This is a genomic window from Herbiconiux liangxiaofengii (genome assembly GCF_041927335.1).
Classification (GTDB): Bacteria; Actinomycetota; Actinomycetes; order Actinomycetales; family Microbacteriaceae; genus Herbiconiux; species Herbiconiux liangxiaofengii.
Window position 1 is genome coordinate 149,281 of sequence record NZ_JBHFHD010000001.1, and the last position, 18,725, is coordinate 168,005.

The following is an 18,725-nucleotide window of genomic DNA, read 5'->3' on the forward strand; positions in this document are numbered from 1 at the left end:
GATCCCACGGTGCGGAGCGGATACGAAAGTGCATTCGGGGCACAGAACGGCCGGGGCGGGCTCGAGGTGACGGTCTCTCAGACCCGCGAGCTGGTGAACCAGTCGGTCGCCATCTCGATGTCCGGTTCAGCGACGATAAATGGCTTTCCCAGTTACTTTCAGATATTCCAGTGCTGGGGGGCTCCTGCGAAAGACGGACAGCCCGATCTGACGTCGACATCACCAGACCCTGCGACGTGCCAGGTCGGCGCGGGCGGCGCAGACCAGGACCCCAGTTCCAACCGAACCGACTGGACCCGTGCCATCTACAACGACCCCCTCGTGAAAGGTGGGGATTGGGATACCGATGAGCCTCCAATCCGGAGTGCCCCCTTCACCTCGATCGATGGAACGACCACCCGCGCGGAAGGACAGGCGAACGAAGAGGGGAACACCTTCTTCACCAGGAAGACGACGAACGAGTTGTCTCTCGTCGGAGCGCAGCCGAACGGCGGGGTCACCCGCCTGATGGAAGTCCAAACCGGTTCCGAAGCACCTGGCCTCGGGTGCGGCTCCCGATCCGACGCACCGAGTACACCCGCCTGTTGGTTGGTGATCGTTCCGCGGCTGACCGGTGACAACCCGGCGGCATTGGGCACATCCGGCCCGTTGGCCCCGTCGCTCTGGGCGCAGCGTCTGCAGGTGAAGCTCGACTTCGCCGACGTCGCCGCGACCTGCCCCAACGGCCGCGCTCAGGTGCTCACGGCGGGCTCCGAGATGCTCACCGGCGCCATGGCCTCCTGGATCCCGGCGGTATGCTCCACCTCGCAGGTGTCTCTCGGATACTCGCAACTCGGCGACGCGCAGGCCCGGCAGCAGCTCGGCGCCGGCTCGCTGCAGGCGGTGTTCAGCAGCCGCCCGGTAGACGACCAGGCGAAAGCGGTCACCACCCCGGTCGCAGTGAGCGGCGTCGTGATCGCGGCGACCATCGACTACCGGCCGAGATGCGGCGGGCCCGGCTTCGATGCCGACACCATCACCGAAGCGCAGGCCACGGGGCAGTGCAAGTATCCCGATCTCGCCACAGCGCAGCAGGAGATCCGCAAGTACGGCACGCTGATGACCGGTATCAAACTCAACGCCCGGCTCGTCGCCAAACTGCTCACGCAGTCCTACCTGTCCGGCGTCGATAACACGGGAGGCGCCCAGACGGCCGCGAAGGCCCCCTGGGCGAGGTCGCAACCCAACCATCTGGGCAGCGATCCGGAGTTCCTCGCCCTCAATCCGCAGCTGAAGTATGCCACCGAGTTCAGTTTCAACACCTTCACCGGCGACCTGATGGTCGAGAACCTGCGTTCCGATGCGGCGACGGCCCTCTGGGCCTGGATCGTCTCCGACGACGGCGCGCGCAGCTTTCTCGACGGGTGCCCCGACCTGTACGGCACCACGATCAACCCGTTCTTCTCCGCCCGCACCTACAAGGAGTGCGTGGTCGACGGCCCCCGGCTCGAAGCGGAGGCGAAGGCGAAGCGCGAAGCCACCGAGCTGCCCGAGTTCTACGTCGACGCCCCGGCCAGCTACCCGCCCGACAGCGCGAGCTACCCACAACCCAGCTGGTACCAGCGTGATGCCGTCGACGAGCTCTCCCCGCAGACGCTCAACGACCTGCATCCCCGCAGCGACACCATGGCCACGACGGGCCGCAACACGTTCCGCGGTGTGTACCCGGTGAACTCCGAGTGGTGCGACCCGGCCACCGGCGGTAACTGCGCGGTGAAGGGCTGGCGCTCGCAGAACACGCCCCAGCCGATCGGCGGGCGTTCGATGCTCTCCATCACCGATGCCGCGACGGCCGCGCGGTACCAGCTGCCCACCGCGGATCTCTGCTCGGATGACGGAACCGCCTGCGTCCCGGCCAACGCCGAGACCCTCACCCGCGCCTCCACCCGGTTCGAGCAGAACCCGACGGGAGTTGGGACGATGACGCACGACGACTACGCGGCCGGCCTGTATCCCGTGGCGATGCCGATCTACGCCCAGGTGGCGCGCGCCGGATTGACGGCCGAGACCGCGACGGTGCTGGCCGACTCGTTCTCGTATCTCACGGGCGACGGTCAGCGCACCGACGGCACGAGCGGATCGCTGCCGGTGGGATACGCGCCGCTCTCGGGAGCGCTGGTCGCCCAGGCGGCGACCGGCATCTCGGAGCTCCGCGGAGTGCAATCCGAGGCCGCGCCGGCCACGCCCACACCGACCCCCACCGTCGCACCGAAGCCGGCGGCCGCGCCCGCTCCGGCCCCGGCGGGCCCGGCGGCCCGACCCGGCACGGTGCCCCCGGCCGCCTCGTCCACCGGGCCGGCATCCACTCCGGCGACCAACGAAGCTGCGCTGCCCCTCACGGCCACCACCGGCCGCACCGAGATCGGATTCCCCCAGTTCGGACTGGTCGGCGGCCTGGCGGCAGCGCTCCTGGCGGGCATCATCGCGCCGGTTCTCGGCCGGCGCCGGAAGGCGGCCGCAGAGTGACCGGGCTGCTGCCACCCCCCACGAGCGGCGCGCCGGTCGACTCCGAGCAGCCGCTTGACCGGCATCCGCTCGCTCAGCCGGCGGAGCCCGGCCACGCCACCAGCCTGCCCGGCTACCCCGACGAGCACGCCGACGACGCCCGGCCGCAGAAGCTCATCCGCGTCGCCGAGGTGAGCGACCGCGTCTTCCGGGGCATCAGCCGCGGCGGTGGGCTGATCGTGCTGCTGATCATGGTGCTGGTGGGCATCTTCCTCAGCGTGAACGCCGTGCAGGCGGTCTCGGCCGTGGGCGTGGTGGAGTTCGTCACCGAGACCCAGTGGTCGCCCGAGACGAACACCTTCGGCATCGCCGCGCTGCTCACCGGAACGGTGCTGATCGCCGTGGTGGCCCTCGTGGTCGCACTGCCGCTGGCCCTCGGCATGGCGCTGTTCCTCACCGAGGTGACCACCGGGGGCTTCCAGCGCATGCTGCGCTCGGTCATCGACCTGATGGCCGCCGTGCCCTCGGTGGTGTTCGGCCTCTGGGGGCTGGCGTTCCTGCAGGTGCAGATCGTGCCGTTCGCGCGCTGGCTGTCGACCTGGTTCGGCTGGATCCCGATCTTCGCGGTCGACGGCGCCGACCCCGACAACCCGCTGCCGAACGACTCGCTCTACACCTCGTCGACCTTCATCGCCGGGCTCGTCGTGGCACTGATGATCGTGCCGATCATGACCTCGATGATGGTGGAGTCGTTCTCCCGGGCGCCGATCGGCGAGCGGGAGGCGGCCTTCGCGCTCGGCGCCACGCGCTGGGGCATGATCAAGTCGGTGGTGCTGCCGTTCGGCAAGGGCGGCATCATCGGCGGCACGATGCTGGGGCTCGGCCGGGCGCTCGGCGAGACGATCGCCATCTACCTGATCATCGCGCCGATCTTCCAGATCAACATCCACATCCTGCAGCGCGGGGCGAACTCCATCGCCGCCCACATCGCCCTCCGGTACGGCGAGGCGAACCCGTTCGCGATGAGCGCGCTGATGGCCGCGGGGCTCGCGCTGTTCATCCTCACCATGCTGGTGAACTTCACCGCCTCGATCGTGATCTCCCGATCGCGCTCCGGCGCCGAGAGCGAGGGCTGATGTCGACGACGCTTCCACGACTCGACCTTCCCGAGATCGACGACGAACCGGGCCGGGTGATCATCGGGTTCTCCCGCGACGACGTGCTCACGGTGAGCGGCGCGGCGGTGGCCGGACTGAGCATCGGCCTGCTCTTCACCGTGGTCATCGGCATCATCCCGCCGGCCTGGATGCTGGTGGTCTCGTATCTCTGGTTCGTCGCCATCTACACCACCCTCGTCTTCCTGCGCGAGCGTGGCCCTGCCGTGCGCGACCGGTTCTGGACGGTGCTGCTCTGGTCGGCCGGCGTCGTGGTGGTGGGGTCGCTCGCCCTCGTGGTGGTGTTCACGCTGATCAGCGGCCGCGACGTGTTCGCCCAGATGGTCGACCCCGCGAGCGGCCAGGACTTCTGGCAGCGCCTGCACTTCTTCACGCAGGACATGGGCGGCGTCGGCCCGCTGGCCGAGCTCGACTCGGGCGGCATCCTGTACGCCCTGGTGGGAACCATCGTGCAGATCAGCATCGCGTTGATCATCACCGTTCCGCTCGGGCTCACGACGGCCATCTTCCTCAACGAGGTGGGCGGGCGGCTCGCCCGGTTCGTGCGCACCATCGTGGAGGCCATGACCGCGTTGCCCTCGGTGGTGGCGGGACTGTTCATCTACGCCGCCGTGATCGTGGCGTTCACCCACCAGTTCAACGGGTTCGCCGCGGCGCTGGCGATCACGGTGCTGATGCTGCCGATCATGATCCGCTCCTCCGACGTCGTGCTGCGCCTCGTGCCCGGCAACCTGCGTGAGGCGGGGCTCGCGCTCGGCGCGGGCCAGTGGTCGGTGATCTGGCGCGTGGTGCTGCCGACGGTGCGTTCGGGGCTCACCACTGCGATCATCCTGGCCACCGCCCACGGAATCGGTGAGACCGCCCCGGTGCTGCTCACGGCGGGCGTCACGTCGAACCTCAACTTCAACCCGTTCGACGGCCCGATGACCTCGCTGCCGCTCGCCGCGCTGGAGTTCGTGAAGAGCTCGCAGAACACCATGAAGGCGCGCGGCTTCGCCACCGCCGCCTTCCTGCTGGTGCTGGTGCTCGTGCTGTTCCTGATCGCCCGGGCGATCGGCGGCCAGGAGCCGGGCAAGCTCACACCGCGCCAACGGCAGCGGCTGTCCCGGCGCTCGGTCGACACGGCCAAGCGGATGCGCCGCAGCCGCCGCTCGGCCGCCGAACGGCGGTGGTACGCCGCCAACCCGGGCTGGTCGGCGGCGCTGGAGACCGAGCTGGGGTTCCCCCCGCCCGACCCGGTACTGCCCGCTGAGCCCACTCGGTCCACCGAGCCTGCCCGGCCCACCGACCCCATCCAGCGCACCGACCCCGTCCAGCCCACCGATCAGCCCGACCCGACCGGAGAACCCCGATGACCCGCCGCACCTCAGCCCGCCGCCGCTCGCTCACCGCCTCGATCGGTGCGCTGCTCTGCCTCGCGGCCATCGCCCTCACCGCCGGCCCCGCCTCGGCGGTGAGCTATCAGCGCATCTCGGGCGCCGGTTCGAGCTGGGCGGGCAACGCCGTGCTGCAGTGGCAGGCCGATGTGAAGAACCAGGGCGTCACCGTCGACTACAACCCCAACGGCTCCTCGCAGGGACGCAAGGACTTCGCCGCCCAGGTGGGCACCGACTTCACGGTCTCGGAGATCCCGTACCGCGGCGACACCGCCGACCCGCGTGACACCAGCTACCCCGAGTTCGGCTTCTCCCAGATGCCGATGGTGGCCGGTGGCACCTCGTTCATGTACAACCTGCCCGTGAACGGATCGCGGTACACCGAGCTCAAGCTCTCGCAGGAGGCCGCCGCGGGCATCTTCTCGGGCCAGATCCTGCGCTGGAACGACCCGGCCATCGCCGCCGACAACCCGGGGGTCAACCTCCCCGACGCCCCCATCACCGTGGTGGTGCGCTCCGACGGCTCGGGGGCGACGGCGCAATTCACCCTGTGGATGCTGCGCCAGTTCCCGGCCGCCTATCAAGCCCTCTGCAGCGCCTCCGGTGCGTGTGACGGCGCCCACGCCACCAGCTACTTCCCGGCCGCGAACCTGCCGAACTTCGTGCCGCAGTCGGGGTCGGTGGGTGTGACGACCTACACCCAGAACACCGAGTACACGATCAACTACGACGAGTACTCCTACGCCCAGCAGGTGGGCTACCCGGTGGCCCAGCTGAAGAACGCGGCCGGCTTCTACACGGTGCCGTCGGAGGGGGCGGTGGCGGTGGCCCTCATCCAGGCCCGCATCAACACCGACCAGAACGACCCGAACTACCTCTCGCAGGATCTGTCGGCCGTGTACCAGTACGGCGATCCGCGGTCGTACGCGCTCTCGGCCTACTCGTACTTCTTCGTGCCCACGCAGACCACCGCCGGCTTCGACACCGCCAAGGGCGCCACGCTCGGCTTCTTCACGCAGTACTCCCTCTGCGAGGGCCAACGCAAGATGGGGCCGCTCGGGTACTCGCCGCTGCCGATGAACCTCGTGCTCGCGGCTCTGGAGGAGGTGCGCAAGATCCCCGGCATCGATGCCGAGACGGTCGCCAAGCTCGACGCGGTGAAGAACAGCACCCTCGATGCCAACGGCGGCAACCCGTGCAACAACCCCACCTTCCAGCCCGGAGACGACCCCTCGCACAACGTGCTCGTCGACACGGCTCCGTTCCCCGCCGGTTGCGACGAGGCCTGCCAGGCGCCCTGGCGGCTCGCCGGGTCGGGAGTGGCGGCGTCGGGGCCCACGTTCGAGGCGGGCAGCGGCGAGGCCGCCGCCCCTGCGGCGAGCGACCCCACCGCGGCCACGGGCGGCGCTCCGGCCGCGGCCGCTCCGGCCGCCCAAGGAGCGGCCGCCGGCTCCGCCCCGGTGTGCGACGCCGACACCGGGGTGTGCTCCGGCTCGGTCGGCAGCAGCACGGGCAGCACGGTGGCGGGCCTCGCCGTGACCCCGGTTTCGACGGTGCTGCCCGGGCAGCAGGGCTGGGCCGGGCCGCAGACGCTGATGCTGCTCGCCGCGGGGCTCGGCGCCGCCCTGCTGCTCGGGCCGCCCCTCGTGTCGCGGCTGGCGGGCCGCCGCGGCTCGACATCCGGGCGGCGGTGACCGCGGTGACGACCCTCTCCACCACCCCTCCCGAACCCCGGGAGGGCTTGCTGGCCGACACGCCCAGGCCGCGACGATCGCGCCGCCCGGATGGAGCCGGCGCACCGCGCTGGGTCGAGGCGCCGCCCTTCGAGAAGTGGCTCTCGCTCGTGCTCACCATGGCCTCGGTGACGATCATCGCGCTGCTGGTGAACGTGACCTTCATCTCGCAGGTGCAGCACTACGCCAGCCAGGCCGCCCTCTATGAGCAGATCCGGCTGAGCCTGGCGCAGGGGGCCGCACCCACGGGCCCACTGAACAGCGACGGCACGCTGGTGACGCCCGGCACGCCGATCGCGGTGCTCAGCGCGCCCGACATCGGCATCGGCCACGAGGTGGTGGTGGAGGGCACCGCCTCCGCGCAGACCATGGTGGGCATCGGCCACCGCCGTGACACCGCGCTGCCCTGTCAGCTCGGAACCGCGGTGCTGATGGCCCGCGCCGGCGCCTACGGGGGAGTGGGGCAGTCGTTCAAGAACCTCGCCGTGGGCTCCACCTTCACCGTCTCGATGGGACAGGGCACCTGCACCTACGAGGTGACCGGGTCGCGGATGCCCGGCGACCAGGCTCCTCCCGCTCCGGTGGGAACCGAGGGTCGCCTCACGCTCACGACGGCGTCGGGGTACCCGTTCTTCCCGACGGAGGTGTACCGCGTCGACGCGCGCCTCGTCGGCGACGGGCTCGGTCGCCCCGCCGTGGGTCTGCCCACCGGAGCTCTGCCCACCTCGGAGGCGGCGATGGGGGTCGACACGTCGAACCTGTTCGGCCTCGTACTGCTGCTCCAGCTGCTCGTGGGCCTGGCCATCGGCACCACCCTGCTCTGGAAGCGGTGGGGGCGCTGGCAGGCCTGGATCATCTGCGGCCCCGCCGTGCTCGCCGTCGGCATCCTCGCCGCCGGTGCCGTGAACCAATGGCTGCTGCCGAACCTGCTGTGATCAGCATGCAGCCCGCCCCGCTCGAAGGAGACCGATGAGATTCCCCCTGATTCCGAACCGATCCGCCGCGATCGACAGCCCGCCCCCGACGGCAAAGGCGACGGCGGAGGCGCCGGCCCTGGCGCCGGCGTACGGCCCGGCCGAGGCCCCGGTGGGTGAGATCACCGAACCGCTGGGGCGGCCGTTCGACTCGATCCTCGCCCAGGGCGGGTTCGACGAGGAGCAGGTGCGGCGCGAGCTGTTCGGCGAGAGCACGGCGGCGGAGCTCGTGGCCGACAACATCTCGGCCTGGTTCGGCTCCCGCAAGGTGCTCGACCGGGTCTCCCTCACCATGGAGGCCGGCAAGGTGACCGCGCTGATCGGGCCGTCGGGGTGCGGCAAGTCGACCTTCCTGCGCATCCTGAACCGGATGCACGAGATGATCCCCTCGGCGTCGCTGTTCGGTGAGGTGCGGCTCGCGGGCCAGAACATCTACGAGCCGTCGCAGCGCATCACGGTGGCGCGGCGCAACATCGGAATGATCTTCCAGAAACCCAACCCGTTCCCCGCCATGAGCATCTTCGAGAACGTGGTGGCCGGGCTGAAGATGTCGGGCGTCAGGGCCACCCGCGAGCAGAAAGACCTGCTCGTCGAGGACTCCTTGCGCAAGGCCGCCCTGTGGGACGAGGTGAAAGACCGGCTCGAGCAGCCGGGCGGCGGTCTCTCGGGCGGCCAGCAGCAGCGCCTGTGCATCGCCCGCTCCCTCGCCGTGTCGCCCCAGGTGCTGCTGATGGACGAACCGTGCTCGGCCCTGGACCCCACCTCCACCCGGCGCGTCGAGGAGACCATCGCCTCGCTCCGGGGTCAGGTGACCGTGGTGATCGTCACGCACAACATGCAGCAGGCGGCCCGGGTCTCCGACGAGTGCGCCTTCTTCCTCGCCGCGCAGAACACCCCGGGGGTGATCGTGGAGCACGGCGCCACCTCGGCCATGTTCGGCGATCCGCAGGATCAGCGCACCACCGACTACGTCAACGGCCGGTTCGGGTGACCTGGCGGAGCGTGCTGGGGCTCGCCGTCTCGGCCTTCCTGCTCGTGGGACTGCTGTGCTGGATCCTCGCGATGCCGGCGCCGGCCCGACTGGTGGGGGCGGCCTGGCCGGCAGCCATCGACTCGACCACGGGGGTGGCGAACGGATGACGCGACACGCAGGAGACCGGCCCGCGAGCGGCCGGCGGGGCGCGATCACGGCGTGGGCGAGCCTCGTCGTGGCGCTGGGGGCGCTCGGGGTGCTGGCCGTGCTGGTGGCCCCCCTGCTGTTCCCGGGGGCAGCCCCGGGTACCTGGGCCGCGCCCGCGAGCCCCGCCACGGCCTTCCCGCCCGCCATGGCCCAGGATGCCGCGGCCGAGCTCGCCCAGGCGGGGGCGGGCGACGCCGCGTCGGACCCGGTGCCGGATCGGCCGCCCGTGCCGGGCCAGCCGATCGGGCTCAGCATTCCCGCGGTCGGGTTGAGCACCGCGGTGCGGGCGATGGATGTCGCCCCCGGAGGCGTGGTCGACCCGCCGGGCCCCACCTTCGCCTATTGGCTCTCGGCGTACGGGGTCGCCGGGCCGGCGGCCGGCAACACGGTGTACATCGCCGGGCACACCTTCCGCGGCGGCGGGGCCGTGTTCAACCCGCTGCTCGACGTGCCGAACGAGCAGAGCGCCGTCGCGGCGGGCGATGCGATCGCGGTGGAGACCCCCGAGGCGGTCTACGACTACGTGGTCACCGACGTGCAGCGCTACGACAAGGCCTCGGTCGACCAGCAGTCCGAACTCTGGGAGCAGGTTCCGGGGCGACTGGTTCTCGTCACCTGCTTCCAGTACGACGACTCCCAGGCCTCCACCCAGAACCTGGTGATCTTCGCCCGCCTGGCCGGCAGCTGAACGGCCGACGAACGCACATGACGCATCATCCGCTCGGCTACGCCGTCTTCACCGACCTCGCGCGCGAGGATCGCACCCGCTGGATCGCGCACCGGCGCGACCTGCTCCGGGCCCTCCCCGACCGGTACCAGCCGGGCCACACCTCCGCCGTGCAGGGGCCGCTCGTGGAACCGATGGAGCCCGAGCGCCAGTCGGTGATCTGGCGGGTGTTCTCGAGCGGTCACCAGGAGCTCGCCCACTCCGCCACGCTCTTCTCGTCGGCCGAACGCGCGAGGGAGAGTCTGGAGAGCATCGCCCGCCATCGCAGCCTGTTCGTGCCGCGCTGCGCCCGGCTGCCCGACTCGCGCCAGTTCGGCTGGGTGCACACCCTGCGCGGCACCCCGCTCGTGCTGGCCAGCCGGTTCTACGACAACTGGCGCGACCGCAACGACGCGCTCGCCGTGTTCGAGAGGGCGTTCGCCCGGCTCGGCGTCGACCCGGGCGGAGCTCAGCGGCCGGTTCCGCCGCTGGCGTTCCTCCAGGTGCCGGTGATCGCCGAGTTGCGGGTCGCTCCGCCGCCCCTGCTCGAGGCCGAGCGCCGCCGGCCCGTGCGGAACATCGGGCGGAACGTGCCGCGCTGACCGGCCGCGGCGCCGGCGGCTGTTGGCGGTGAGCCCGCCGAGCCCGCCGCGCTACCGCTCGGCGAGGGCCGCCGCCAGGAACGGCGCGGTCGTGCTCTCCTTCACCGCGGCCACCTCGCGCGGGGTGCCCTCGGCCATCACGGTGCCGCCGGCGTCGCCCGCGCCCGGGCCGAGATCGATCACCCAGTCGGCCTGGGCCACCACCCGCATGTCGTGCTCCACCAGGATGACCGTGTTGCCGCCGTCCACCAGTCGCTGCAGGTGCTCGAGCAACCGGTCGGTGTCGGCAGGGTGCAGGCCAGAGGTGGGCTCGTCGAGCAGATAGAGAGTGTCGCCGCGCTGCGCCCGGCGGAGCTCCGACGCGAGTTTCACCCGCTGCGCCTCGCCGCCCGAGAGCTCGGTGGCCGGCTGCCCGAGGGCCACGTAGCCGAGCCCCACGTCCAGCAGCGCGTCGAGGTGCCGCACCGCCTCGGGGTCGTCGGCGAAGAGCTCGCGCGCCCGCACCACGCTCAGGCCGAGCACGTCGGCGATGGTCGCGCCGTGCAGCTCGATCTCGAGGGTCTCGGGGTTGTACCGGGCGCCGTGGCAGGTGCTGCAGGGCGCGTGCACGGTGGGCAGGAACAGCAGCTCCACCTCCATCGTGCCCTCGCCCTTGCAGGTGGGGCAGCGGCCGCTCGGCAGATTGAACGAGAACCGGCTCGCGGCGTAGCGCCGCCGCTTCGCCTCCGGGGTCGCCGCGAACAGGGCCCGGATGCGGTCGAACAGTCCCGTATAGGTCGCCACGTTCGACCGCGGGGTGCGGCCGATCGGCTTCTGGCTCACCTGCACCACCCTCCGCAACCGCTCGGCCGAGCCCACGGCGCGTCCCGTCGTCTCGGCGGGCGCCGGGGTCAGCAGCAGGTCGTCGGCGGGGGCGTCGGCCGCCGGGTCGGATGCCGTCTCCGCGGCGTCGTCGAGCTCGCTGGCGAGGCTCTGGCGCAGTAGGTCGGGCAGGGCCTGGTTCACGAGCGTCGACTTGCCCGACCCCGAGACGCCGGTCACGGCGGTGAGGCAGCCGAGCGGGAACGACACCGAGAGGTGCGACAGGTTGTTGCGCGACACGTCGGTGAGCTCGAGGCGCTCGCCGGCCGGGCGGGGCCCGGGCGCATCCGGAACCGGCCCCGCGTTCTCGAAGAGGTAACGCCTGGTCACCGACTCGTCGGCCTCGCGCAGGCCCTCGAGGGGGCCCGAGTAAACGACCGTGCCGCCCGCGGCGCCCGCACCCGGTCCGATGTCGACGATCCAGTCGGCCTCGCGGATGACGTCGAGGGAGTGCTCGACGAAGAACACCGTGTTGCCGTTGTCGCGCAGGGTGCGCAGGATGCCGAGGAGCGCCTGGGTGTCGGCCGGATGCAGGCCCGCCGAGGGCTCGTCGAGCACGAACACCACGCCGAACAGCTGCGAGAGTACCTGGGTGGCCAAGCGCATGCGCTGCAGCTCGCCCGAGGAGAGCGTTGGGGTGGTGCGGTCGAGCGAGAGGTAGCCGAGCCCGAGGTCGGTGATGGGACCGAGGCGGGCGAGCAGCTCGCCCACCAGGCGCTGGGCGGCGAGACGTTTCTCGGGGGCGAGCGGGCCGGCGGCTGCACCGCTCTCGCCTCGGGCCGCGCCCACGCCGGCTCCGGATGCGCCCACGCCCGCGGGCTCCCACCCCGGCTCCAGCGCCCCGGCCATCAGCGCGGCCACGTCGTCCAGCGGCATCGCGGCCACCTCGGTGATGGTGCGGCCCTCGAAGGTCACCGCGAGAGCCTCGGGCTTCAGCCGCCGGCCGTCGCAGGTGGGGCACACGACGCTCTTCATGAAGGTCGACGCGCGTTCCCGCATCCGGGCGCTCTTGGAGTTCGCGAAGGTGTCGAGCACGTACCGCCGCACGCCGAGGAACGTGCTCATGTAGCGCGGTTCGCGCCCGGCCGCCACGGCCTTGCGCACCTCGGCGGGCGAGCGGTCGGTGAAGATGGGCACCTGCGGCGACTCGTCGGTGAACAGGGCCCAGGTGCGCTGCTCCTCGCTCAGGTCGCGCCACGGAACGTCGATGTCGTAGCCCAGCGAGATGAGGCTGTCGCGCAGCTGCTTGCCGTGCCAGGCGGTGGGCCAGGCGGCGAGGGCGCCGTCACGGATGCTCAGGCCGTCGTCGGGCACCATGAGCTCGAGCGGCACGTCGTACACGCGGCCGAGCCCGTGGCAGGTGGGGCAGGCGCCCTGCACGGTGTTGGCCGAGAAGTCCTCGGCGAAGAGCATCGGGGCGCCGGGCGGGTAGGTGCCCACCCGCGAGAAGAGCATGCGCACCACGGTGGCGATGGTGGTGGCGCTGCCCACGGTGGAGCGGGCGCTGCCGCCCGTGCGCTGCTGCGGGAGCGCCACCGCGGGTGGGAGCCCCTGGATCGAGTCGACGTCGGGCACCCCCACCTGGTCGATCAGGCGCCGCGCGTACGGCGCGACCGACTCGAAGTACCGGCGCTGCGCCTCGGCGTAGAGGGTGCCGAAGGCCAGCGAGCTCTTGCCGGAGCCCGAGATGCCGGTGAAGGCCACGAGTGCGTCGCGCGGAACGTCCACGTCGACGTTCTGCAGGTTGTGCTCGCGCGCCCCCCGAACCCGCACCAGGTCGAACGTCGTGTCGGCGGGGCGCGGCTCAGAGGAGGTCATCTGATCCAGTCTGCCCTCAACCGCCCGGAATCGCCCTTCGGTGTCCCCTTCATAGGGGACACAAATGAAGATGTGTTGGCATGGAGCACATGCCCCCACGCAGTACCCGACCGTTCACCCTGCTCATCGGCGCGCTCGCCGTCTGCACCCTCGCCCTCACCGGATGCGTCGCCTCCGGATCGACCTCCGAATCGGCCGTCTCCGCCGACGGCGCCGCTCAGGCCGCCGCCGCGACCGAGCGCGTGTCGGTCGAAGCCGTCTCGCCCGCCACCGGCAGCCTCACCGGCGGAGCCGAGGTCACGGTGACCGGCGCGGGCTTCGACGGCGATTCGGTCGTCACCGCCGTGCAGTTCGGCACCGAGGCGGCCCCGAGCTTCGCCGTGGTCGACGACGGATCGCTCACCGCGGTGACCCCCGCATCCGTCGACTACGCGGTGGCCTCCGTGCCCGTGACGGTGACGCTCGACGACGGCTCGGTGGTGACCCTGGAGAACGGCTTCGGCTACGAGATCCAGACCCCGGTCGACAGCCAGATGAACTACGCCTTCACGTACTGGAAGGACTACAACCTCGCCGAGTGGGGCCAGTTCCCCGACAACGACTGCGGCAACTTCGTGAACCAGGCGATGCTCGCGCGCGGCTGGACCCAGAGCGACGACTGGTTCAGCGAGTACGCCACCACGGGCGACTACAGCTACAGCTGGATCCGCGGCAACGAGATGGACGCGTACTACGCCTCCCGCCCCGACACCACCCGCCTCGAGCTCACGCAGCGCGACCAGGTGAAGGTGGGTGATGTGGCGATGTTCGACTGGGACCCGCAGAACGACAACGGTGTCGACCACACCATGATCGTGTCGAAGGTCACGAAGAACCTCGACGGCACCACCTCGATCAAGCTCGTGGGCCACACCGTCGACGCCCAGTACCGCGACCTCGACACGGCCATCACGGTCGAGAACCCGGGCGGCACCGCGCACTTCTGGTCGATCGCCTGACCCGCCCGGCCACTCCGCGAGGCCCCAGGGCTACTCGGTCGCCGTGTGCGTGGCCGCCGTGCGGAAGTCGGTGTACATGTACGGGTTGTCGAGCACCTTGGTCTCGGGGATGTCGGGGTTCATGCCGCCCGTCCAGGTCTCCTCGCCCAGGATCGACTGCAGGTACTCCACGGTGCTCTCCACCATCGTGCGGGTGCGCGCCAGGTCGTGCCCCACGAGCTCGCCGTCGTACTTCGCCACGCGCCCGTCGACGAGCACCGTGTGCACGTCGGCCCGGCCCACCTGCAGCGCCACGTGCCCGTAGGGGTTCGTGACCGGGAACATCGAGGGCGATCCGTCGTTCTTCAGCAGCACCAGGTCGGCCTTCTTGCCCACCTCGATGCTGCCCGTCACGTCGTCGAGCCCGAGCGCTCGGGCCCCGCCGCGCGTCGCCCAGTCGACCACGTGCTCGGCCCGCAGGTGCGAGTGCGTCACCGTCTCGCCCTTCTCGTGCGCCTGCACGTGCTCCCACGAGCGGTCGGCACCGAGCGTCGAGCGCATCGCGGTGAACAGGTCGCTCGAGAACCACACGCTCGTGTCGACCGACAGTGACATCGGGATGCCGTGCTCCCGCAGCACCCACGACGGCGGGTAACCCTGACCGCAGCTCTGCTCGCTCTCGGTCGAGAGCGACACCGATCCGCCGGTGGCTGCGATGCGCTGGTAGGAGTCGTTGCTGAGGGTGGCCGCGTGCACGTAGACCGTCTCAGGAGTCATGAACCCGTTCTCGTGCATCAGCCGGATGCCGTCGTCGTTCGTGGCGCCCCACACCCCGGCGTGCGTGGTGACGGGCAGGCCCAGCTCGCGGGCCACCTCGAACGCGCCGCGTTCGGGGAACGCCGGGTCGCCGGTGACGTCGAACGCCAGCTGGAACCGCAGCAGGTCGGAGCCGGTGTCGTTGGCCCGCACGAAGGCCTTGAAGTCGGGGTTCGCCGACCACTCCCACGGAGCCCCGAAGATGTTGCCGGGCGCGAACACGAACCGTCCCTTCGATTCGCGCAACGACTGCAGCGCTGCCTCGGCGTGCTCGAGGGTGCGCAGCCCGTGCGACCAGTCGACCGTGGTGGTGACGCCGGCGTCGATCGCATCCAGCGCCGAGAGCGCGTTGCCGGCGTAGATGTCCTCGGGCCGGAAGTGCTGCCCGTACTCGAGGTAGTACCAGACGAAGTACTGCGTCAGCGTCCAGTCGGCGCCGTAGCCGCGCATCGCCGTCTGCCACATGTGGCGGTGCGTGTCGATCATGCCGGGCATCAGGATGCCGCCGGCCGCGTCGATCTCGAACGTGCCGTCGGGCACGGCCAGGGCGCTGCCCACCTCGGCGATCCGGTCGTCGATCACGAGCACGTCGCCGTGCCGGATGACGTCGTGCCGATCGTTCATGGTGAGCACGAGGGCGTCACGGAAGACGGTGGGACGCCCGTCGGTGGGGAGGGCGGGGGCGGGTACGGACATGAACGGCTCCTTTGCCGGGCGGGTGGATGGGTGGCCGTCAGAGGGCGACGGTGGGGTAGTCCTTGCCGAGCCAGTGCGAGAGCTTCTGGGCGTACTCGCGCTGGAACGACAGCGGACCCTGGAGGGCGGCGTAGTCGTCGTCGTAGATGGCGATGAAGATGGTGAGGCAGAGAAAGAAGTGCGCCCCGATCTCGAACAGGGCCACGTAGTCGTGGTCCACGAGCGCGGCGCGCTCGGCATCCGTGAGCCGCAGCCAGGTGGTGCGCTCGGCGGGGTCGCCGTTGCCGAGCCGCGTGCCGAGATCGTTCTCCCACCGGCTCACGAGGGCCTCGGGATCGGCCTTGTAGGCCGCCAGTAGTTCCGGGTCGCGGTCGACCTGGTAGAGGAACTTGTTCACGAAGTACACGCTCATCGCACGTCTCCAGTCATCTCGGGTCGCCGTTCGGGTACCAGGTGAAGTACGCCTCCATGGTGTGGAAGAGGTCGAGGTTGTCGACGTAGGCCGCCTTCTCGGGCCCCGCGATGCCCATCATCAGGATGAGGTCCATGAAGCCGTGCGTGGCGTTGCCCGAACCCGACATCGACTCGTGCGTCACGTTCGCGAGGATCGCCTCGATGTCGCCGTTGCCGAGCCACTCGATGGCCTGCCGGTCGAACACCGGGTCGGGCCCCGTCTCGCCGAACTGCCGCGGCCCGCCGAGCTCGAGCGAGAGGTGGCCGCTGCCCACGGCCGCGATGCGCTGGTCGGAGGGGTACTCGTCGATGATCTCGCGGATGGCCCGCCCCAGATCCCAGAACCGCTTCGGGCTCGGCAACGGCGGCGCGAAGATGTTCGTGTAGATCGGCACGATCGGCAGGTCGGCATCCGGCCGCGTGGTGATGATGGGGCAGATGATCGAGTGGTCGATCTTCAGCTCGTGGCTCACCGAGAAGTCGAAGCCGCGGTCCAGCAGCCCCTGCAGCAGAAAGCCCGACAGGTGCTCGTGGCCCTCGAGCTCGTAGGTCGGGATGCCGAACTCGCGCTCCTCGTTGGAGAACGTGGCGTCGTAGCGCGGCTGCTTGCCGATCAGGAAGGTGGGGTAGTTGTCGTAGAAGAACTGGTGGAAGTGGTCGGCACCCACCATCACCAGCACGTCGGGCTTCGCGGCGGTGAGGGTCTCGCGGTACGCCTCGACCTTGCGCTTCCACTCGGCGGCCTGGGGCATCCGCTCTTCGGGTGGGGTGAGCTCGGTGGCCTTCAGATAGAACGGATGATGCGTGGTGGCGAGTACGGCGGTGAGTTCGGCCATCAGCTCTCCTTCGGGGGTGTGTAGACGGCGTTGCGGTCGACCTCGGCGTACACGGCCGGGCCGATGGGGTTCTCGCGCTCCTCGGCGAGGTGGCCGATGAGGCCGGCCGTGCGGGCCAGCAGCGCGAAGCCGCGCAGCAGGTCGACGGGCAGTCCGGCGTCGGCGAGGGCGGCTCCGGCGACACCGGCGCCGTTGAGGGGGAGCGTTCGCCCGATGATCTCCGGATGCACGCGGCCCACGGCCTCGAACAGCTCCAGGTGCGGCCCCTTCACCCCGGACTCCTCGGCGATGCGGATGATCACCGGCGTGCGCGGGTCGCCGTTCTTGTGCACGGGGTGCCCGAGGCCGGGCACCTTCCCGCCGGCGGCGCGGGTGGCCGTGATGGCCTCGCGAGCGGCCGCATCCCAGTCGTCGGCGGTGTGGCCAGAGGTGTCGCCGAGCCCGGCGACGACGCCGTGCAGGTAGAGCCCGGTGTCTTCCGTGACGCCGAGGAAGCGCGAACCGCCGCCGAGCAGGCCCGCGGCGATGGCGCCCTGCAGCGAGTCGGGCGCGCTGTAGTAGGTGAGGCGGGCGGCGATGGCCGTGGGGGTGAAGCCGTGATCGGCGAGCGACACCAGCACGGCCTCGAACACGCGCAGCTGGCCCGGGGTGGGCCGGCGCTTGGTGGCGAGCCAGTAGGCCAGCTCGCCGAACGAGATCTGCCCGAGCAGCTCGCCGGCCAGGTCGTGGCCGAGCAGCGAGATGCTGTCGGTGGTGCTCGTGCCGATGGCGGTGGGGAACTCAGGCATCGTTCGCCTTTCTGGAGAGCCAGCCGCGGATGAGCTCGTCGTGCTCGCCGAGGGTGGGCGGTGGGGAGTCGTACCGGGCGGGGGTGCGCGAGAACCGGATCGGGTTGCGGATGACCGGCACCGCCCGGTCGCCCTCGCCCACCGACACCACCGGTTCGAGCCCGAGCCGTTCGGCCAGCGCCACCCCGCCGTCGATCGTGTTGATGGGCCCGCAGGCGATGCCCGCCTCGGTGAGCACGTCGAACCACTCGCCGATCGTCCGGGTGGCCAGGGCCTGCACCAGCAGCGGGCGCAGCTCGGCGCGGTTGCGGTTGCGGTCCTCAGTGCGGGCGAACCGCGGGTCGTCGGCCAGCTCCGCGAGCCCGAGCACCTCGACCAGTCGCCGGAACTGGCCGTCGTTCGCGGCCACCACGATGATCTCGCCGTCGCTGGCGGGCAGCGGCTCGTACGGGAACAGACTCGGATGCGCGTTGCCCATCCGGAACGGCACGCTGCCCCCGGCGACGTACGTCGACGAGTGGTTCGCCATCGCGGCCAACGCCGTGGAGAGCAGGTTCACCTCGATGTGCTGGCCCTCGCCGGTGCGCGAGCGGTGGTCGAGCGCGGCCAGGATGCCGATGGTGGCCTGCATGCCGGTCATGATGTCGAACACCGAGACACCGCTGCGGTAGGCCGGGCCGTCGGGGTCGCCGGTGAGGCTCATCAGCCCCGACATCGCCTGCACGATGAGGTCGTAGCCGGGCAGGGAGGCGCCGCCCGCGCTGCCGAAACCGCTGATCGAGGCGTACACCGCGCCGGGGTTCACCGCCGCCACGGCCGCGTAGTCGAGGCCGAACTTCGCGAGCCCGCCCGGCTTGAAGTTCTCGATCACCACGTCGGCCCGGGTGGCGAGCTCGAGTGCCGCCGCCCGGTCGCCGGCGTCGCGGAAGTCGAGCACCACGTCGTACTTGTTGCGGTTGATGCCGAGGTAGTAGGTCGACACCCCGTCGCGCTCGGGCGGGGCCCAGGCTCGCGTCTCGTCGCCGCCGGGGCTCTCCACCTTCACCACGGTGGCGCCGAGGTCGGCGAGCTGCTGCGTGGCGAAGGGGCCGGCGAGCACCCGCGAGAAGTCGGCCACGAGCAACCCGTCCAGGGGCCCGCCGGTGGCGGCCCTGGCGGGTTCGGGCAGTGCGGCGTGACGGGGCCGGCGAGCGGTCGGATACGGGGTGTCCGCCATGCAGAACTCCTCATCGAATTCTTCGGTCAACTGT

16 protein-coding genes are annotated in these 18,725 nt (G+C 70.8%); 10 read left to right on the top strand and 6 right to left on the bottom strand.

The window, feature by feature from the left end; translation table 11 throughout:
* Nucleotides 1–681 precede the first annotated feature (681 nt).
* From ACEXOR_RS00680 to ACEXOR_RS00720, 9 genes are all read left to right on the top strand, one after another.
* The gene (locus ACEXOR_RS00680) at nucleotides 682–2,505 is read left to right on the top strand and encodes a hypothetical protein (protein WP_374847423.1); all 1,824 of its coding nucleotides are present in this window, start codon (nucleotides 682–684) and stop codon (nucleotides 2,503–2,505) included.
* Nucleotides 2,502–3,620, top strand: coding sequence for a phosphate ABC transporter permease subunit PstC (gene pstC / locus ACEXOR_RS00685; RefSeq protein ID WP_374847424.1), 1,119 nt, complete (start codon nucleotides 2,502–2,504; stop codon nucleotides 3,618–3,620). Before ACEXOR_RS00680 ends, pstC begins: the two co-directional genes overlap by 4 nt.
* A complete protein-coding gene (pstA, locus tag ACEXOR_RS00690) occupies nucleotides 3,620–5,014 on the top strand; it encodes a phosphate ABC transporter permease PstA (RefSeq protein WP_374847426.1) in 1,395 nt (464 codons plus the stop codon). Before pstC ends, pstA begins: the two co-directional genes overlap by 1 nt.
* Entirely contained in the window at nucleotides 5,011–6,729 is a 1,719-nt protein-coding gene (locus ACEXOR_RS00695; protein ID WP_374847427.1) for a substrate-binding domain-containing protein, read from the top strand. The genes pstA and ACEXOR_RS00695 overlap by 4 nt, the downstream gene beginning before the upstream one ends.
* Nucleotides 6,726–7,703, top strand: coding sequence for a sortase (locus ACEXOR_RS00700; RefSeq protein WP_374847428.1), 978 nt, complete (start codon nucleotides 6,726–6,728; stop codon nucleotides 7,701–7,703). The genes ACEXOR_RS00695 and ACEXOR_RS00700 overlap by 4 nt, the downstream gene beginning before the upstream one ends.
* 268 nt (nucleotides 7,704–7,971) lie before the next feature.
* Entirely contained in the window at nucleotides 7,972–8,733 is a 762-nt protein-coding gene (locus tag ACEXOR_RS00705) for a phosphate ABC transporter ATP-binding protein (protein WP_374847466.1), read from the top strand.
* Nucleotides 8,730–8,882: a hypothetical protein gene (locus ACEXOR_RS00710; RefSeq protein WP_374847429.1), complete on the top strand. Its 153-nt coding sequence runs from the start codon at nucleotides 8,730–8,732 to the stop codon at nucleotides 8,880–8,882. Before ACEXOR_RS00705 ends, ACEXOR_RS00710 begins: the two co-directional genes overlap by 4 nt.
* Nucleotides 8,879–9,610 carry a class F sortase gene (locus ACEXOR_RS00715; RefSeq protein WP_374847430.1) on the top strand — a complete coding sequence of 244 codons (732 nt, stop codon included), beginning with the start codon at nucleotides 8,879–8,881 and terminating at the stop codon, nucleotides 9,608–9,610. The genes ACEXOR_RS00710 and ACEXOR_RS00715 overlap by 4 nt, the downstream gene beginning before the upstream one ends.
* A 17-nt stretch (nucleotides 9,611–9,627) precedes the next feature.
* Nucleotides 9,628–10,230, top strand: coding sequence for a hypothetical protein (locus tag ACEXOR_RS00720; protein WP_374847431.1), 603 nt, complete (start codon nucleotides 9,628–9,630; stop codon nucleotides 10,228–10,230).
* A 51-nt stretch (nucleotides 10,231–10,281) separates the two neighbouring features.
* Here the strand turns inward: ACEXOR_RS00720 and ACEXOR_RS00725 are convergent, their stop codons facing one another.
* Nucleotides 10,282–12,909: an excinuclease ABC subunit UvrA gene (locus ACEXOR_RS00725; protein WP_374847432.1), complete on the bottom strand. Its 2,628-nt coding sequence runs from the start codon at nucleotides 12,907–12,909 to the stop codon at nucleotides 10,282–10,284.
* 89 nt (nucleotides 12,910–12,998) lie between these two features.
* On the opposite strand from ACEXOR_RS00725, the gene ACEXOR_RS00730 reads away from it, so the two are divergent.
* Nucleotides 12,999–13,907: an amidase domain-containing protein gene (locus ACEXOR_RS00730; RefSeq protein ID WP_374847433.1), complete on the top strand. Its 909-nt coding sequence runs from the start codon at nucleotides 12,999–13,001 to the stop codon at nucleotides 13,905–13,907.
* A 30-nt stretch (nucleotides 13,908–13,937) separates the two neighbouring features.
* On the opposite strand, the gene ACEXOR_RS00735 is transcribed toward ACEXOR_RS00730, so the two are convergent.
* Genes ACEXOR_RS00735 through ACEXOR_RS00755 form a run of 5 tightly spaced genes read right to left on the bottom strand, consistent with a single transcriptional unit; the run spans nucleotide 13,938 to nucleotide 18,691 of the window.
* Nucleotides 13,938–15,398 (bottom strand): amidohydrolase family protein, encoded by a 1,461-nt coding sequence (locus ACEXOR_RS00735; RefSeq protein WP_374847434.1) that lies wholly within the window; start codon nucleotides 15,396–15,398, stop codon nucleotides 13,938–13,940.
* A 37-nt stretch (nucleotides 15,399–15,435) separates the two neighbouring features.
* On the bottom strand, nucleotides 15,436–15,810 hold the full coding sequence (locus ACEXOR_RS00740) for a hypothetical protein (RefSeq protein WP_374847435.1): 375 nt from the start codon (nucleotides 15,808–15,810) through the stop codon (nucleotides 15,436–15,438).
* A 13-nt stretch (nucleotides 15,811–15,823) separates the two neighbouring features.
* On the bottom strand, nucleotides 15,824–16,687 hold the full coding sequence (locus ACEXOR_RS00745) for a DODA-type extradiol aromatic ring-opening family dioxygenase (protein WP_374847436.1): 864 nt from the start codon (nucleotides 16,685–16,687) through the stop codon (nucleotides 15,824–15,826).
* On the bottom strand, nucleotides 16,687–17,475 hold the full coding sequence (locus ACEXOR_RS00750; RefSeq protein WP_374847437.1) for a citryl-CoA lyase: 789 nt from the start codon (nucleotides 17,473–17,475) through the stop codon (nucleotides 16,687–16,689). Before ACEXOR_RS00750 ends, ACEXOR_RS00745 begins: the two co-directional genes overlap by 1 nt.
* Nucleotides 17,468–18,691 (bottom strand): CaiB/BaiF CoA transferase family protein, encoded by a 1,224-nt coding sequence (locus ACEXOR_RS00755; RefSeq protein WP_374847438.1) that lies wholly within the window; start codon nucleotides 18,689–18,691, stop codon nucleotides 17,468–17,470. Before ACEXOR_RS00755 ends, ACEXOR_RS00750 begins: the two co-directional genes overlap by 8 nt.
* Nucleotides 18,692–18,725: the final 34 nt, after the last annotated feature.

What these genes read in the sequence shown, in the direction of transcription:
- ACEXOR_RS00730 (WP_374847433.1), top strand. Translation starts at nt 12,999, where the DNA reads ATGCCCCCACGCAGTACCCGACCGTTCACCCTGCTCATCGGCGCGCTC.
- ACEXOR_RS00750 (WP_374847437.1), bottom strand. Translation starts at nt 17,475, where the DNA reads ATGCCTGAGTTCCCCACCGCCATCGGCACGAGCACCACCGACAGCATC.
- ACEXOR_RS00740 (WP_374847435.1), bottom strand. Translation starts at nt 15,810, where the DNA reads ATGAGCGTGTACTTCGTGAACAAGTTCCTCTACCAGGTCGACCGCGAC.
- ACEXOR_RS00695 (WP_374847427.1), top strand. Translation starts at nt 5,011, where the DNA reads ATGACCCGCCGCACCTCAGCCCGCCGCCGCTCGCTCACCGCCTCGATC.
- ACEXOR_RS00755 (WP_374847438.1), bottom strand. Translation starts at nt 18,691, where the DNA reads ATGGCGGACACCCCGTATCCGACCGCTCGCCGGCCCCGTCACGCCGCA.
- ACEXOR_RS00715 (WP_374847430.1), top strand. Translation starts at nt 8,879, where the DNA reads ATGACGCGACACGCAGGAGACCGGCCCGCGAGCGGCCGGCGGGGCGCG.
- ACEXOR_RS00745 (WP_374847436.1), bottom strand. Translation starts at nt 16,687, where the DNA reads ATGGCCGAACTCACCGCCGTACTCGCCACCACGCATCATCCGTTCTAT.
- pstA (WP_374847426.1), top strand. Translation starts at nt 3,620, where the DNA reads ATGTCGACGACGCTTCCACGACTCGACCTTCCCGAGATCGACGACGAA.
- ACEXOR_RS00720 (WP_374847431.1), top strand. Translation starts at nt 9,628, where the DNA reads ATGACGCATCATCCGCTCGGCTACGCCGTCTTCACCGACCTCGCGCGC.
- ACEXOR_RS00735 (WP_374847434.1), bottom strand. Translation starts at nt 15,398, where the DNA reads ATGTCCGTACCCGCCCCCGCCCTCCCCACCGACGGGCGTCCCACCGTC.
- ACEXOR_RS00725 (WP_374847432.1), bottom strand. Translation starts at nt 12,909, where the DNA reads ATGACCTCCTCTGAGCCGCGCCCCGCCGACACGACGTTCGACCTGGTG.